We start from the raw sequence: 15,697 nt of genomic DNA on the forward strand, positions 1-15,697 counted from the left end.
ATACATGTTCATAGCGGAATAGGAATATAAAAACCACTGTAAGGAACCGTATTAGCTGTATGGTAAAATCAAAAAATGAAATAGTTCGGTAATTGCCTGAATTATTGAACATTTTAGGGAGCATCCCTTAATTCAAAACAATTATCCTCTTGTATGTTTAAGATTTCCTGGATGAGCGATGGTTTTTCGCAGCGTTTTTAAAGAATTGGGTTTTCGCTTTTAAATATGCAGCTTTATCTGCACTGTGCTGTGATTCCTTTTTAAGCTTGATATAAGATTTATATCGTTCCGGAGTCAGAGTACCATCTTCCAAAGCTGCTTTTATTGCACAACCGGGTTCTCTATTATGGCTGCAGTCACTAAATTTACATAGGGAAGTCAAAACTTCAATATCAGCAAAGGTTTCCCCTATTCCCTCATCTGCGGCCCATATACCCAGTTCACGCATTCCAGGAGTATCGATAATCAGAACACCGTTATTCAATTTAAATAATTGACGATAGGTGGTAGTATGATGCCCCTTACTGTCATCCTCACGGATCATATTTACTTTCATCAGTTCTTCACCCGCCAGAGCGTTTACCAGAGAGGACTTACCGATTCCGGAAGAACCAAGAAATACAAGAGTAGCAGCCGGTTTCAGGTATTTATTCAGGGTGTCCATACCGAATCCGGTATAGGTACTGATTACATGTATTTCCATACCAGGGGCCACAGCTTCTATTTCTGCAACCATATCGCTGTAATCTTCGCACAGATCCGCTTTGGTTAACAGAATTACCGGAGTACCTCCGCTTTGCCAGGCGGTAGTAAGATACCGTTCCATTCTCCTTACGTTAAAGTCATAATTAAGGGATGCCATAATAAAGACGTAGTCAAAATTAGCAGCTACAATCTGTTCACTGGCGCCGGTTACATTATTTCTCAGAGTTGGATTTAACCTGGAAAAACTGGTGCGTCTTTCTAAAACCCTATAAATAATATCATCACCCATTGGGTTATATTTGATTAAAACGAAGTCCCCTACAGCAGGATAGGTCTGGTATTTGGAATCCTGATAAAAGATGGAACCTTTTAATTTGGCGTTATTTTCTCCGGCAGAAGATATAAGCCGATACGTTTCTTTTTGCACGGATAATACTCTTGCAGGCTGCAAACCGGCGTCTTTTTCTTCTTCTGTAATTTGTCTTTCATAAATATCGTTATATCCATAATCTGTTAAATTGATCATTTATAATTCCTCCAAGTTTTAATTTTTTAAATTTTATATAGTTGTTATTCCTGGTTACATCCATGTCATATCCTTTAAAAAGCAGATAGGATACTGCTATATTAATAATCTTAAGAGCAGATGCGAACCTGCTTGGATATAACAGGGAAAGGTTCATGTTGTCAGACCTTTCTAAAATTAAATGTACTCTCATCCTAATACCTCCTGTCAGTTATTTTTAATAATAATGAAATTTGCTTGCAAATGCAGATAGCCATATAAGGCGGGTGTCCTTAATACATAAAAATGAGCACAAAAAAAACACGTCAACTCGCGTGTCTGTTATATTAAAAAGTATGATGAATCTAAAAGATAGTATAAAGTCAATATACTACTATACAAAAGAATTCATATTTAAAATACATTCCACGAAAGGTTAAGTGCAGAGCAAACAAAATAAAGGGCTGCAAACCCAATAAATGAGAAAATTGAATAAGGAAATCCAATCAACAAATTAATTTATTTTGTTAAAAGAAAATAAAGTTAGAATATACGTCGTAACTCTGATTCTCCTGTTATGCTCCGCTCATATTCAGTTTAAGAATAAACCACCATATAAGCTAAAGTCATAATAAACACAACTCCTTTCGGGAAATTGAGGACTCAATCTCCAAGTGTTTTAAGTACATTTTATAAATATACTAAATTACACTATATAATATTTTATTCTAAATACATTTATTATTATTGTCAAGATTTTTTTATTTAGATTACAGTAAAGGTATTTAATTATATTACAGAAAAGATATTTAATTATATTACAGAAAAGTATTTATTATTTACAGAAAAGGTATTTTATATACATTACATTAAGGTTTTTTATTTATTTATCAGGGAGGATTTTTTATTAATATTTCAGAAGATATTTATCATTTTATATTACACAGCTTTTTCTTATTTGTTATACAATAATATTAGCCTGACTTAATTAGCATTTGTGCATTATAAAATATGATAAATAAAGACGTTATTAAATATTTGTGAAATAGTACATTGACACACATAGTAATATTTGATAAGATGTAATTCGGAGGTGAACAGATGGGAGACTTTATCAGCAGCGATTTAATTCGCGGTCATATTGATACAATCATATTAAGAGTATTATTAGATGGTGATAATTATGGGTATGAAATCATAAAGGCAATATTTAAAAACAGCGACGGTGAATATGAATTAAAAGAACCCTCCCTTTATACCAGTCTGAAACGGCTTGAGAAACTGAATTATATCAGCAGTTATTGGGGAGATGAAACGCAGGGGGGCAGACGTAAATATTATAAAATAACAAACAGCGGCATATCTTTTTATGAGAATGCGTTAACTGCCTGGAATACCGCTGTGAAAGTAATTAACAGATTGATTCAAAGGGGGCAGGACCATGTATGACCTTAATAAGATGAAACATACTAATGAGGCACAGAATTATAATGTAAAAGAGCTGAAAACTTACGTGGATCATTTATTTAAAAAACATAAAAACAGTAGTAAAACCGCTGATTTAAAAGAAGAGATATTTAGTAATCTGGAAGCAAAATGGCTGGATTATATGAATCAGGGAATGAGTGAAAAAGAAGCGCTGCTAAAAGTTAAGAGCAGTATTACCAGTATTGACGGATTGGTAGAAGAGAGCAAATTATTTTATGCCGGCAGATTTAGATTAGAAAGGCTGCAAATAATTTTAATGTATCTTATCATCGCCTGGATCTTAAGTACACCGGTGATGATTTTTCATAGATTCTCACTTCTTAATACATTGTTATTTTTAGCTGTTATCATTACCTGCATTTATTATGCAATTCAGAATAAACAAGCAAAGAACAACGATATTGTTAGTGCTTTGCCAGTTGAAAGTTATCTAAAATGGAAAAAAGCAATCTGGTTGTTATGGGGAGTGTTTATCCTGGTGAATATATTCTTGATTACCGGAATAAATTTTGCCAGCAATATATGGTTTTTCAGACCGATAAAAATAGCCGGGCCTTACCAGTTTGCAAAGCTGGCGATCCAGTATTATATCCCTTTTATCACAATTTTAATCCCAATTGCCATAAGCCATATCTATAAAGTCTTACTTAAGAATGGAACGGGTGATCAGTATGAAGATTAGAAACCGGATTATTAATGTGTTGCTTATCATGGGTGCTATTTTATATATCGTTGTGAGGTTTATTATTATTCCAGATAGTGTAAGAAAAGAGATGGAATATAATAAAGCACAATATAATGCCGTTACCCATAATTTAAACAGTATCCTGCCTTATAAAAGTCCTTATATGGGAGATGCTTCGAATATCATTAATTTATATAATAATCTGCCCATGACCGTTGACCGGACGTTCCAACTGTTATCTGATGAACTGACCTTAGTGATTTATTATAAAGATACATTTCTTCAGGTAGGTGAAAAAAGTGTAGAAATGCAGGAGGATGAAACGAATGATAGTAACGGTAAGCAGAATCAAGTTTATCAGGATGAAGTTTTTAAAGACTTAATCTATAACTCTACAGCTGCATTTGCCCTGATTGATAACTTAAAGAAGATAAATTATAACTTTACCGATATTAACTACAGTGTAACAAGGGATATGATTGAAGAGTTATATACCGTGAAGTTATCAGAGTTACTGACGGAAAAGAATTGGAGTGTACTGGTCCAGGATAAATTAAAAGATTCGGAGTTTGTAAATAACAGTATGAATATTTTTGCGATAGAAACGTACTAAAATCCTCAGATACAAGGTTCGAAAGAATAACAAAAGTCATTATTTATCATAGATTTCTTGATTTTCTTTAAGTAAAGCATACCAGGAGGAGTAATACTCTTCTTAGTATGCTTTATTTTAGGTGGTGAAAATATATCGTTAGAAAATGTAAACTTACTGAATTAATTATTAATTACTCTCATTTAAAAACTCATATTGGGAGACAAATAAATCATAATAGTAACCTTTTAGCTTCATCAATTCTTCGTGGTTACCCATTTCCTGAATGCTTCCGCCGTCCACATAAAGAATACAGGAAGAATTTTTAATGGTGGAAAGTCTATGGGCTATAATAAAAGAAGTTCTTCCCACTAACAGTTTGCTTAAACCTTCCTGTAACAGGATTTCCGTTTCCGTGTCGATACTGGAGGTGGCTTCATCCAGGATCAGGATTTTAGGGTCCGCCAGTAAAGCTCTTGCAAATGAAATTAACTGTCTTTGTCCTGCCGATAAACGGCTTCCCCGTTCATTTACTTCGGTGTAATAACCATTATCCAGACTCATGATAAAATCGTGAGCACATACGGTTCTGGCAGCAGCCATTACCTGTTCATCCGTAGCTTCCATATTACCATAACGAATATTATCCATAATCGTACCGGAGAAAATAAAACTGTCCTGGAGCATGACACCCATCTGTTTACGCAGAGATTTGATGGTTACCTTACTGATGTCGATTCCATCAATTAAGATCTCGCCGGAATCTAAGTTGTAAAAACGGCTGATCAGATTGATAATAGTTGATTTACCGGCACCGGTGGGACCAACGATTGCAAAGGATTCACCCTGATTTGTTATAAAACTGACTTTATTTAAGATACGGATGCCGTCTTCATAACTAAAACACACATCTTTAAATTCTACCGTACCTTTAATCGGAGGCATTTCCACAGCTCCCTCCATATCTTTAACCAGTACAGGCTCATCGATGGTTTCCATGATTCGCTCAAGATAAGAAATAGCAGTTAATAAGGAATTATAAAAGCTTGCAAGCGTATTAATCGGTGCCCAGAACCTTCCTATATAACCGGTAAATGCAATTAATACACCAATGGTTATCCCGGGTATCTGATTATCAATCCAGGAAACACCCAGAATGTATATAGCGGCAGTTGTTAACATAGATATATTATCAATAGCCGGCCATAAAAGGAAATTTAAACGGACCGCATTCATCCAGGCTTTACTGTAGTTACCGCTTAAGCTGTTAAATATTTTAATATTTTCCTGTTCCCTAACAAAACTTTGGGTAACACGGATTCCGTTAATGCTTTCAGCTATGTAAGCATTTAAGTTGGAGGACTTATTACTGGAAATCTGCCAGGCAACTCTTTGCTTCTTCTTGATGATAAAGATCAATGCCATAAGTACCGGCAGTCCCAATAAACAGATTAAGGAGAGTCGGACATTAATGGACAGCATAAATGCAACGATAAAGAAAAGGCTGAATAAGTCTGTTATTGTATTTACGATACCGTTGGAAAGCAGATCACTTAAGCTGTTAACGTAGTTTACAACACGTACCTGTATTTTACCGTGGGGCCTGTCATCATAATAGGAAAAGGGCAGTTCCTGCAAATGATTAAAAATATCACTTCGGATCTGATGAATGATATTCTGTCCTAATCTGGTAGTTATATGGATCTTCATACGTAGAAATACTACTATAATTAAGTTGAACAGCAGCAGGAGTAAACTGATTGCTACAATTCCTCTTATATTTTTATTTGGTATGTAATCATCCATGATGGTCATTAATATTCTTGGGGTAAACATACTTAAAGCACTGGATATTATCATCAGGATAATCGTAAAGGTCATATCTTTTCTATGAGGTTTAATGTAGGCATAAAGCCGTTTTAACTGTTCAAAGCTGAATTCGGACTGGAGAGTTTCATCAATATCATATTTATTTCTAGCCATTGTATTTTCCTCCTTTTTGCTTTGTCTTTAAGTATTTATCAAATTCTCCGTATTGATGGTTAAATACGGTATGATAATATCCTTTCTTTGCAAGGAGGCTGTCATGATTACCGGATTCTACGATTTTGCCGTTATTAAGTACCAGAATGACATCCGCATCTTTAATGGAAGAAATACGATGAGCAATAATAAATACGGTGCGGTTGGATAGAGCGCCTAATTCATTCTGAATATGAGCTTCTGTCTCCATATCTACAGCCGATGTCGTATCATCCAGTATTACTATGGATGGATTCTTAAGCAGGGCTCTTGCAAGGGAGATTCTTTGCTTTTGTCCGCCGGATAGTCCCATACCGCGTTCGCCGACTATGGTGTCATATCCGTCGGGCATATTTTGTATAAATGCATCCGCATCCGCAATTCTGGCAGCTTCTTTTACTTCCTCAATGGTGCAGTTAGGATTCCCGTAAGCAATATTACCCTCGATGGTATCTGAAAATAAAAATACATCCTGCATAGCCATACCGATATTACTTCGCAAACGATATAAATCCATATCTTTTATGTTAATTCCATCAATTGTTATTTGACCGTTCGTTACATCATAGAATCTGCATAATAGATTCATCAGTGTGGATTTACCGGAACCGGTCGCTCCGATGATACCTACTGTCTGACCGGGTTGTATTTTAAAATTAATGTCCGTTAAGATTACGTCATCTTCAGCACGGTAATTTACATGCTTAAATTCTATTTCTCCTTTTAAACGCTTACTTCCGATTGCATTTCCTGGAGTCTTAATAACGGGTTCTTCCTTAATGGTAGTGTATATTTTCTCAACTGAGGTTACAAATCTTTGATAATCATTGGCCAGCCAGCCTGCCATTCTTAAAGGATTATTTAACATCCATAAGTATCCGCTTACCGTAACCAGTTTACCAAGGGTAATGGAGCCTTTTACCACCATAATACCGCCTGCTAAGTAAAGAATGAAAGTCAGGGAGCTGGATAGAAATTCAAACACAGGAACATATTTGCGCCAGATTGCAGCAGCATTTAATTCTGCATCACGGTATCCGTCATTTTCTTTATTAAATTTTTCTATCTCAAAATCTTCTTTTGCGAAAGCTTTTACGACCCGGTTACCGCTGACATTTTCCTGAACAGCGGTGTTTAAACTTGAAAAGTGCTTACGAATGTTATGGAAAGCCGGTTTAATCGCTTTTAATTGCTTTGAAGTAATGAACACGGTAATCGGCATTACCGCGATCATACACAAAGCTAAGCGGTAATCAACCGTAAAAATCATTATCAGTGCAAAGCATAACAGTAATGCATTTTCATAGATGGAATAGATTACAAAAGCCACAAAGTGGCGGATTGCATCCATATCACCTGTCTGTCTGGACATCAGATCACCGGTACGGTTTTTGTTATAAAAGGTAAAATCTTCTTCCAGAAAACGTCGATATACATAATCACGCATAGTATAGAGCATTTTCTGGGAAGTAGTCTCAAACATATATAAATATGTATATCGAATAATGGACCTTACCAGTGTGGTAATAATCAGGAGTAATACTAAGTGTAACAGTAACTCCTTGTGTCCCCCCTTGATTACATCATCCACTATAATACCGGAAATATATGGGTTAATAATAGTAAGACCGGATGCGATGGTAACCAGAATGAGTGCAATAATTAAATTGAGCCGGTATTTTTTCAAAAATGAAAAAAACCATTGTATAGCAGTCATAAATAAAATGTCCTCCCCTTTTTTCTTCTGTGTCATTACGATTCTGTTCCATTATATTATTATAAAATATTTTTAAAATGTACTTTGTTATTTAAAACATGTCAAATGTTATAATAGGGAAAATTTTCGTTAAATATTTAACAGTGTTTTATAGTATATAATTTATTTTATTTAAGATAAGTCCGAAATAAAAAAAGATAAAATAGTACAAAAAATGTGTTTTTCAATTGGTAAAAAGGTGTTATAATAAATTATAGTTCTAAAGCAACGAATACCAAACCTGTCAGCAGGTCACAGACTAATTGTCGTAGGTATAATTCTTGCTAGCAAAGATGAGGAGGGTATCGTATGTGCCAGCATCAATTTGATATAACCTATAATGACTTAAATCCAACCATATTTTTTGCCAGTAAGCAGAAGATGATAACGGAATCTGTCTATCATGATCATGATTTTACTGAATTAACTTATATATTATCAGGCAAGGGGAAGTATTTAGTAGAGGGGAACGTGTATGATGTGGAAGCCGGGGATATCATTATATGCAATCCGGGAATAAAACATCAAAATATACTGGTTAATCCCAAAGAACCTACCGTAGAATTTTTTGCAGGTTTTACAGATTTTCATTTTAAAAATATGCCTCCTAATTCTATTATTTTAAGAGATGGAGGATATATCCTTCATACCACTTCTGAAATAAAGCAGGATATTTCAAGGCACTGTTTTGAAATGCTGGCTGAAAATGAATCCTGCCAGGTGGGCAAATATTTTATGTTAAAAGCGCATTTAATACAGATCTTATTATTAATGATTCGTGATATAACGGAAGCCCAGGATAATAATCAGAAAGGCTGTAATTTTGAGTCCTATAATAAAAGTTATGCTGTAAAAAAGATAATAAATTATTTAAATGAAAATTATGAAAACAAGATATCTTTAGATCAAATTGCACATAATATGTATCTGAGTCCAGTGTATATCTCTAAGATTTTTAAAGAGGAAACCGGTGAATCACCGATTAATTACTTAATAAAAATCCGGTTGGAAAAAGCAAGAGATATATTGCTTACTTCAGAGGGCGGCAGTATCAAGAGCATAGCCAATAGTGTGGGATATGAAGATGTTTACCATTTCAGCAAGTTATTCAAGAAATACTATGGTATATCACCTCTTTATTACAAGAAGATTGCTTTGGAAAAGCATGCCTGATCCAAAACAAATGTAGTTAAAAGATATTTATTTAAGCGTGGAATTGGAGTCATCTATGAATTTATATGAAGCAATATTTGTTAGAAAAACAGTAAGAAAATACAAGACAGAACCTTTGGAACAATCGACACTTGATAATATTATGGATTTCGCAGATAATACACTTAAGTTATTTGAGGGTATTATTGTTGAATATAAAATAATGAATCATTCGGATATGAAAAAGAATTTTAGTGGTGCATTAACATACAGAGCACCTCATTATCTAACTCTATATTCTGAAAATGTATCCGGTTACCAGATGAATGCAGGGTATCTGCTCCAGCAGATTTCGTTGTATTTGACTGCGAAAGGGATCGGCTCCTGTTATTTGGGTATGCTAAAACCCAAGAAAGTGAAACAGGATGGTTCTAAACTGGAATATGTCATTACTTTGGCTTTCGGTAAAGCAGAGAATGAGGTATACCGTTCCTCCGATAAAGCAAAACGTCTACCGATGGATGATATCGCGATTTTTAAAAGCGAAGTAAACCGGAATATTAAAACTATGATTCAGGCAGCACGTCTGTCTCCATCCAGTATGAACAGCCAGCCTTGGAGATTAGTGGTTTATGATAACCGAATTCATATCTTCTGTAAAAAGAATATGTTTTTAAACGGTGTTTTAAACGAAATCAAATTAATTGATATCGGTATATGTCTTGCACATCTCCTGGTAACAGCAGAAGAACTGTGGGTAGATGTTAAGGTGATTCATCTGGATAATATCAGCAGCATTGCTTTTAAGAAAAATGATTATGTTATTAGTATCAAAGTGTGTTAATTTCATGAAAAAAATATATTAAATAAATAATTAAAAAAGTATTGACAAACCATTCAAATTATATTATACTATGTCATGTGCTTGAGAGAAACACAAAAAAATAAAAACACATGATATGCGCGAGTGGCTCAGTGGTGGAGTATCGCCTTGCCAAGGCGAGGGTCGCGGGTTCGAATCCCGTCTCGCGCTTAATAAAAAAGGATTCTTCGTTAGAAGAGTCCTTTTTTTTATTCAAATACCAGACAAGAATTGAACTCATACGAGAATAGACTTAAGGAGAATGCGCCAGCATTCTCCGGCGGCTTTGCAGAGCAATGCCGCTGCGAGGAGTCGCGGGTTCGGATCCCGTCTCGCGCTTAACTTAATTCGTCAGAAGTTCTTTATTTAAAAGGCTTCTGGCGATTTTTCATTTCTGGAGTTTTGAGTACGCATGAGTACGTCGCTTCCGTTCATACCCGAAAGAGCATTCACAATCTGTCTTGATGTCTTCTGCTTTCCTTGGTTATTCAGTATGTAGGTACGAGTGGTAGCTTCATCATTGTGACCAAGAGACCATTGAATGTCTTCAATTTCCACTTTTTTTCTTCTCATTTCAGATGCTACCGTTCTGCGAATATCATGAGTAGATTTGACTTCAATTCCTGCACGTCTGCACTGAGCACGGATACAGTTATCGACCTCACGAATCTTGGTTCTACCTTCTTTATCACAGAAGATAAAATCACCATCCGAATACCCTGCTTCCTCATTGATACGCTTAACCGTCTGAAACAGATTAATTTCATAATCACTTAAAGGGAGATACCGGTCACCAGCAGGGCTTTTCTTCTTCGTATACTCACAGATAGCTACTTTGAGTTTCCCGTTTTCATCTTCAACACGACTTTCCATCCGATGAATATGTATTTCTCTGGCTTCCCAATCAATATCCGACCATTTAAGAGCAACCGCCTCACCTATCCTAAGACCAAGCTTGAACAGAAGAAATACCACATAGGCATCCGTCTCATATGGCATCTGCATTAATCGCTTGTTCAGTTGTCGAAATAGTTTTTCCTTTTCCTCTGGGAGATACACCCGACTTTCGTCCTTCGGATTATTCGGCGGCTTGCAGCCATTCAACTTGATTTCGACGTCATCATATGGATTTGACAAGATTAATCCTTTTTTCTTGGCATATTTCATCAGGTCTTTGAAAATCAGCTTCATATTGTCCAGTTCTTTCTTGGTCAAATCATATTCACTGATGCAGCCATGAAAGAAACCCTCGATGTCATCAACAGTGATTCTGTCAATGGATTTTCTAATAATTTTAGCTTTTTCATAATACTTTTCCCAATGATTGCGGTTTCTTTGAATCGTCCTGCTACTCAAATTCATTCCCTTACGCTTCTCTACCCATAGCGGATACAGAATTTCCAAGGTTTCTTTCTTTACTGGAAAATAAATATTGTATAGTTTCTGATATATCCCATCTTCGGTGTAAGAAGTTATTTTAACCCTCTTATTCACCTCTGTATCTTGGATATAGGTCATCCAGCGTCCACCATCTTTAATTGGTGGTGTTATCTGATATGGATGCTTCTGTAATACTTTTTCTTTCTTCATTTCTTTCACTATACTTTCCAGCTCATCCGACTTCATTGTACCGCAGGTAAAGTATTCTTTCAAAAGGTTTTTCTCTTCAAGATTGATTTGTTTCATAAAATGCCTCACTTCAGAATAAGATGGCATTTTTGTTTGTTATCATTTTTAAAATTTTGTTTGCTATTTTTGTTTCTATGCCTCAATTTAAATATGCAAGATTATTTTGAAAACAAAGCATTATTCAGGTAATGTTCAGCAATGACGCTGATTCTTGTTATGTCCAAGTGCTTTTGAAGTGATTTTCATCGCTTCTTTGTCATACCAGACGCCCTTCTTATCCTTCCGGCAATAATAACGGTCACATTTCGGTATCTGGTCAAGCGGTCTTGCATTCGCAAGATAGATAGCTGTTGCATAATCACCCCTGTAGGAATGAATATCCGCTGCATTATGTATCTTATTCCAGACCTTTTTATCCCCTGCCTCATTCATTTTACGGATAACCAAGTCATTATTCTCAATCACAGGAACTTCACGATATTTCCCACCCTTAGAACCAGAGCGGACGATAATATAATACTTCCCATCTTCTTCTTTCAGACAGTTTCCCATCAAAGCAGAAAGTTCTGCACGTCTTAATCCCGTGGCACAGCAGAATTCAACAAGTTCCTTATTCTTTGTTTCTGAGAAATGTGAATCCCGTTTCTTGGTCCCACGACTTCTTTTGATATTCACTCTTAATCTCTCATCTGTTTTTATAAATTCAGCGGTAGAACATCCGAAGATCTTGGCGAGGGAGCTTGCTTCATAATTTCTGCGTACTTGCAGAGAGAGCTTTACGGCTTTCCAGCCATTCATCAACATGGCTTCTGCATTGTTCTAAGGTTTTACACCGATATTTTTCTTTGCACCAGAGAACAAAATAGCAACCATGTTTTAAATAACTATGGTAGGTTTCCCAGCTATAGATATAATTCGATGTAATTTCTTTTCTCTCATTTTCAGAAAGCTTATCCTGGTGTTTGGAACGACCAATTGCAAGCTTACTGTCCAAAGCTTGTTTCACTTGGTCAACTAGAGATTTTTTATTCTTGTGTGACATAATAATTCCTTTCTCACTTATTTCGTGAATAAAAACATAATCAATGGGTATCTGTTAAAGCTAAGCACAACCCACTCTTATTTATACAATCTTATGGACGATTGTTTTTGCCACGAAACACTTTGTGTTCCAGAAAGAAAAGTAATAAAGGGTTCTTTCATTCCCTACCATGCTTCTTTGGCGGAGTCGCATGGTGAAATCTCCTTTGAGATGATAATTAAGTACAAGGATGTTTTTTCATCCTTCAACTCATTTTGTTTTGTTAATATAAATTAACAAAACTCAATTTGTTTGTTTCTCCTTTCGTCTTTGATGCTAAGAATATGATTGAATCACTTGTTCGATATTTGAAAAAATGGCATAAAAAATCCAATAACCGTTTACCCATACATAAATGTGATGTGTAACCGTAATTGGGATTGGCTGGAAGAAACAAAAGAATTAGCGCTTAATAAAATATATAATTTGTGCACTTGCAGGTTGCTAAAATGAACTTATAAGTTGGTAGATGTTAATTGATGGACTTATTATAATGATATATACAATATTCTATTATTTCTATGAGGTACTTAATGAAAAAGCTCTGTCAGATAATATTATTTGTATTGAACGTATGTTCTCGTTGAGCTATAATAGGACTTAGGAAGTGGGGGTTTTTATGATATATCAAAGGCAGTTTAGGGATAGACCAGCAATATTAGTTTAGTATAATAGGAGGTATATGATGTTTAGATTAGGAATAATTGAGGAAAGTTTAAAAAGTAAAAAAACATTAAATTTAGTAAAACCTTATTTCTTTTCACAAAGAATTGAAAATGTATCAGAGGACGAATATGCAACATGGCATATAAATGAGTACCATGTACCAGATGAAAATATTGAGGAACTATTAAACATACTGAAGGATGAGGTAAAACTTACATGGTATGTTCATGCTTTTAGCGATAATCAATTATATGTTGTGCTACCAGGTAAATTCTTTTCTATATCATCACTGAGAGATGATACTTGGAATGAAATGATTGAGTATGGTGTTAAGGTAGCTAATGTTGATAGATATTTTTTAGAGACTATACCTTTACATGTTTGATTTTTAAAGATGTACTAATAAACAAGAAGTAGGATGTCATCCTCCTTCAAATGAGTTAATACCAATATAATTATCTAACAGAGCTTTGCTATTAAAACAAAAGGTTGGTATAAGAATGAAACTATCCGAAAAAATTCAAATATTAAGAAAGAAATATGGATATTCACAAGAATATTTGGCGGAAATTTGTAATGTTAGTAGACAATGTATATCTAAATGGGAAGTGGATATAGCATTACCATATATTGACAAGTTATTGATACTGAGTAAAATTTTTCAGGTCTCTATAGATGTTTTGTTAAAAGATGATTTGACAATTGATGACGCACAAGAAATTCATACATGTGGAAACAGTACTATTCTCAATGGCAGTGCAGGCTTATATGAAGGCGTCCTTATTAAAGAAAGTATAGAAAATGATTTGGTACTTGATTACCTTACAATCAACAAAGTTGAAATATGGAAGACTCAAGGCAATCCCAAATACTGGACTGTTATTTTTTTTACTTCGACAAATAGAGATTTTCCAAGTTTGCTATCAAAAGCAATTATATCAGATGAGGCAAAAGGCGGAAATTGGTTTGTTGATTTTAAAGCGGGGAATATTAAGTTTATTGTCTTCCGTAATAAAATTCTAAAATACACTATAGGGAATAGTATAGAAAAGCAAGATGTGTGCGAAGAATGCAAGAAGATGGGTATTCCCCATGAGCAAATGCAATGGGCTGAATGAAAAGCAAATATTTTTTGAGTACCCTCTTGAGTACGTTAAAAATGGATGTGCTGGAAAGTCCCTTTCTATCAGTATTTTTACGAGGGGATAGAATTCGAATCCCGTCTCGCGCTTACGAAATCCCTTGATTTTCAAGGGATTTTTTGTTGCAACGATATGTGCACCGTATGTGCACTACTATTTTATGTTCTTTCTATCACTCTTTTTCAGAGCTTCATTCATGATATTAAGGTTCTCTTGTTCTGTATTGGGATTGTAAATGTAGCCAAGGGTTGTTTTCTCATCAACTTGTCCAAGCATATCCCGAATCTTATCAAGAGGCATTCCTTTCGTACTCAAGCGACTTGCAGTAGTCCTTCTTGTGCAATGAGGACTCTTGTATGTAATTCCTGCATCTCTGCAATATTTACTAAGCCAATAGGTTACCGCTCTTGCAGTTAATCGCTCACCATTTCTTTCAAAGATAAATTCACCATTAGGATTAAGCTCTTTTGCTTTTCTTATGACTTCATTTGCTACATCAGTAAGAGAAATATAACGATATTCTGAGTCGTTTTCCTTTTTCAGATGTTCCACTATGTGGACTCCGTCACTTTTAAAATTCTCTCCGTCAAAGACAAGTACCTTTTCCTCCATCCTCTGAATAGCTATCTCTCCATACTCAATATCAGAGAATTTAAGTGCAACACCCTCTCCAATGCGAACACCTAGTTGAAACATTAATCAGATACATAATGCTTCAATTGTGCTTTCATTCTCAAGATGGGTATCTAAAGTATCAAACTCATCATTCAGATATAACTTAGAACCGTCACTTTTCTTTCTGATTGCCCGGAATTTTGACTTGATATAGATTCCGTTCATTGGATTTTCCACAATAATCTCTTCATCGATAGCAATCCGCATTAGTGCAATCATTATGCTTTTCATGTTGTTGTATTCTCTGTTAGAAAGATTAAATTTGGTAATAGTAGAATTAAAAAAATCATTCATTATCTTGGTGGTCAGTTTCGAAATCGGCACATATACGATAGAATGCTCTTTGTAATACTTGTTCCAATGCTCAGTATCACGTTTGACAGTTTTAATATTAAGACTTTTGTCCTTTAGACGTTCTGCTTTCCATTCTGGGAATAAGTCATTTAAGGTCAATTTCTTCTTGTTCTCATAGTAAAAAAGATACAGTTTATCAAACATGTCTTCCATAGTTATTGCGGGTATCTGCTTAAGCTTGCCATCCTCCCTTACTGTTGTAATTACTCTGCCATTCGTACGGCTATTAATTGCATATGGATGCTTTTGTTCTACTAATTTTTTACGTGTCATCTTTAACATATCATCCACTTCTGATACAGTTAGGATATCACGACTAATTGCTTCTTTCAACATTTTATCTAAATTTAACATAGCGAAACCCTTCTTTCGAATAAAGGCTT

Annotated in this window: 16 protein-coding genes and 1 tRNA gene; 8 read left to right on the forward strand and 9 right to left on the reverse strand. The window is 35.0% G+C overall.

The window, feature by feature from the left end; genetic code table 11:
* Window positions 1–157: 157 nt before the first annotated feature.
* Together rsgA and RBU59_RS25625 are read right to left on the reverse strand one after the other, a co-directional pair.
* Window positions 158–1,231 carry a ribosome small subunit-dependent GTPase A gene (rsgA, locus tag RBU59_RS25620; RefSeq protein WP_308145309.1) on the reverse strand — a complete coding sequence of 358 codons (1,074 nt, stop codon included), beginning with the start codon at window positions 1,229–1,231 and terminating at the stop codon, window positions 158–160.
* Window positions 1,203–1,424 carry a hypothetical protein gene (locus RBU59_RS25625; RefSeq protein WP_308145310.1) on the reverse strand — a complete coding sequence of 74 codons (222 nt, stop codon included), beginning with the start codon at window positions 1,422–1,424 and terminating at the stop codon, window positions 1,203–1,205. Before RBU59_RS25625 ends, rsgA begins: the two co-directional genes overlap by 29 nt.
* 887 nt (window positions 1,425–2,311) lie before the next feature.
* On the opposite strand from RBU59_RS25625, the gene RBU59_RS25630 reads away from it, so the two are divergent.
* From RBU59_RS25630 to RBU59_RS25640, 3 genes are read left to right on the forward strand one after another with little or no spacing between them, the layout of a single operon-like run.
* The gene (locus RBU59_RS25630) at window positions 2,312–2,659 is read left to right on the forward strand and encodes a PadR family transcriptional regulator (RefSeq protein ID WP_308145311.1); all 348 of its coding nucleotides are present in this window, start codon (window positions 2,312–2,314) and stop codon (window positions 2,657–2,659) included.
* Entirely contained in the window at window positions 2,652–3,380 is a 729-nt protein-coding gene (locus RBU59_RS25635) for a permease prefix domain 1-containing protein (protein ID WP_308145312.1), read from the forward strand. The genes RBU59_RS25630 and RBU59_RS25635 overlap by 8 nt, the downstream gene beginning before the upstream one ends.
* Window positions 3,370–3,996, forward strand: a complete 627-nt coding sequence (locus tag RBU59_RS25640; protein WP_308145313.1) for a DUF4825 domain-containing protein — start codon at window positions 3,370–3,372, stop codon at window positions 3,994–3,996. Before RBU59_RS25635 ends, RBU59_RS25640 begins: the two co-directional genes overlap by 11 nt.
* Window positions 3,997–4,164: 168 nt before the next feature.
* On the opposite strand, the gene RBU59_RS25645 is transcribed toward RBU59_RS25640, so the two are convergent.
* Complete coding sequence (locus RBU59_RS25645; RefSeq protein WP_308145314.1) at window positions 4,165–5,958, reverse strand: ABC transporter ATP-binding protein; 1,794 nt, start codon at window positions 5,956–5,958, stop codon at window positions 4,165–4,167.
* A complete protein-coding gene (locus RBU59_RS25650) occupies window positions 5,951–7,714 on the reverse strand; it encodes an ABC transporter ATP-binding protein (RefSeq protein WP_308145315.1) in 1,764 nt (587 codons plus the stop codon). Before RBU59_RS25650 ends, RBU59_RS25645 begins: the two co-directional genes overlap by 8 nt.
* Before the next feature lie 348 nt (window positions 7,715–8,062).
* Between RBU59_RS25650 and RBU59_RS25655 the strand changes: the two genes are divergently transcribed.
* From RBU59_RS25655 to RBU59_RS25665, 3 genes are all read left to right on the forward strand, one after another.
* Window positions 8,063–8,926 (forward strand): AraC family transcriptional regulator, encoded by an 864-nt coding sequence (locus tag RBU59_RS25655; protein WP_308145316.1) that lies wholly within the window; start codon window positions 8,063–8,065, stop codon window positions 8,924–8,926.
* A 55-nt stretch (window positions 8,927–8,981) separates the two neighbouring features.
* A complete protein-coding gene (locus RBU59_RS25660) occupies window positions 8,982–9,749 on the forward strand; it encodes a nitroreductase family protein (RefSeq protein ID WP_308145317.1) in 768 nt (255 codons plus the stop codon).
* A 117-nt stretch (window positions 9,750–9,866) separates the two neighbouring features.
* Window positions 9,867–9,938 (forward strand) — tRNA-Gly (locus RBU59_RS25665).
* Between the two features lie 195 nt (window positions 9,939–10,133).
* Here RBU59_RS25665 and RBU59_RS25670 read toward each other — a convergent pair.
* From RBU59_RS25670 to RBU59_RS25680, 3 genes are all read right to left on the reverse strand, one after another.
* Entirely contained in the window at window positions 10,134–11,453 is a 1,320-nt protein-coding gene (locus RBU59_RS25670) for a tyrosine-type recombinase/integrase (RefSeq protein ID WP_308145318.1), read from the reverse strand.
* 135 nt (window positions 11,454–11,588) lie between these two features.
* Window positions 11,589–12,194 carry a hypothetical protein gene (locus RBU59_RS25675; protein ID WP_308145319.1) on the reverse strand — a complete coding sequence of 202 codons (606 nt, stop codon included), beginning with the start codon at window positions 12,192–12,194 and terminating at the stop codon, window positions 11,589–11,591.
* Entirely contained in the window at window positions 12,142–12,438 is a 297-nt protein-coding gene (locus RBU59_RS25680; protein WP_308145320.1) for a hypothetical protein, read from the reverse strand. The genes RBU59_RS25675 and RBU59_RS25680 overlap by 53 nt, the downstream gene beginning before the upstream one ends.
* Window positions 12,439–13,162: 724 nt before the next feature.
* Between RBU59_RS25680 and RBU59_RS25685 the strand changes: the two genes are divergently transcribed.
* Both RBU59_RS25685 and RBU59_RS25690 read left to right on the forward strand, forming a co-directional pair.
* On the forward strand, window positions 13,163–13,528 hold the full coding sequence (locus RBU59_RS25685) for a hypothetical protein (protein ID WP_308145321.1): 366 nt from the start codon (window positions 13,163–13,165) through the stop codon (window positions 13,526–13,528).
* A 115-nt stretch (window positions 13,529–13,643) separates the two neighbouring features.
* Window positions 13,644–14,261, forward strand: a complete 618-nt coding sequence (locus RBU59_RS25690; RefSeq protein ID WP_308145322.1) for a helix-turn-helix transcriptional regulator — start codon at window positions 13,644–13,646, stop codon at window positions 14,259–14,261.
* Between the two features lie 177 nt (window positions 14,262–14,438).
* Here the strand turns inward: RBU59_RS25690 and RBU59_RS25695 are convergent, their stop codons facing one another.
* Together RBU59_RS25695 and RBU59_RS25700 are read right to left on the reverse strand one after the other, a co-directional pair.
* Window positions 14,439–14,981 carry a tyrosine-type recombinase/integrase gene (locus RBU59_RS25695; RefSeq protein WP_308145323.1) on the reverse strand — a complete coding sequence of 181 codons (543 nt, stop codon included), beginning with the start codon at window positions 14,979–14,981 and terminating at the stop codon, window positions 14,439–14,441.
* A gap of 3 nt (window positions 14,982–14,984) precedes the next feature.
* Window positions 14,985–15,668 (reverse strand): hypothetical protein, encoded by a 684-nt coding sequence (locus tag RBU59_RS25700; protein WP_308145324.1) that lies wholly within the window; start codon window positions 15,666–15,668, stop codon window positions 14,985–14,987.
* Window positions 15,669–15,697 lie beyond the last annotated feature (29 nt).

This window comes from Anaerocolumna sp. MB42-C2, assembly GCF_030913705.1.
Lineage (GTDB): Bacteria > Bacillota > Clostridia > Lachnospirales > Lachnospiraceae > Anaerocolumna.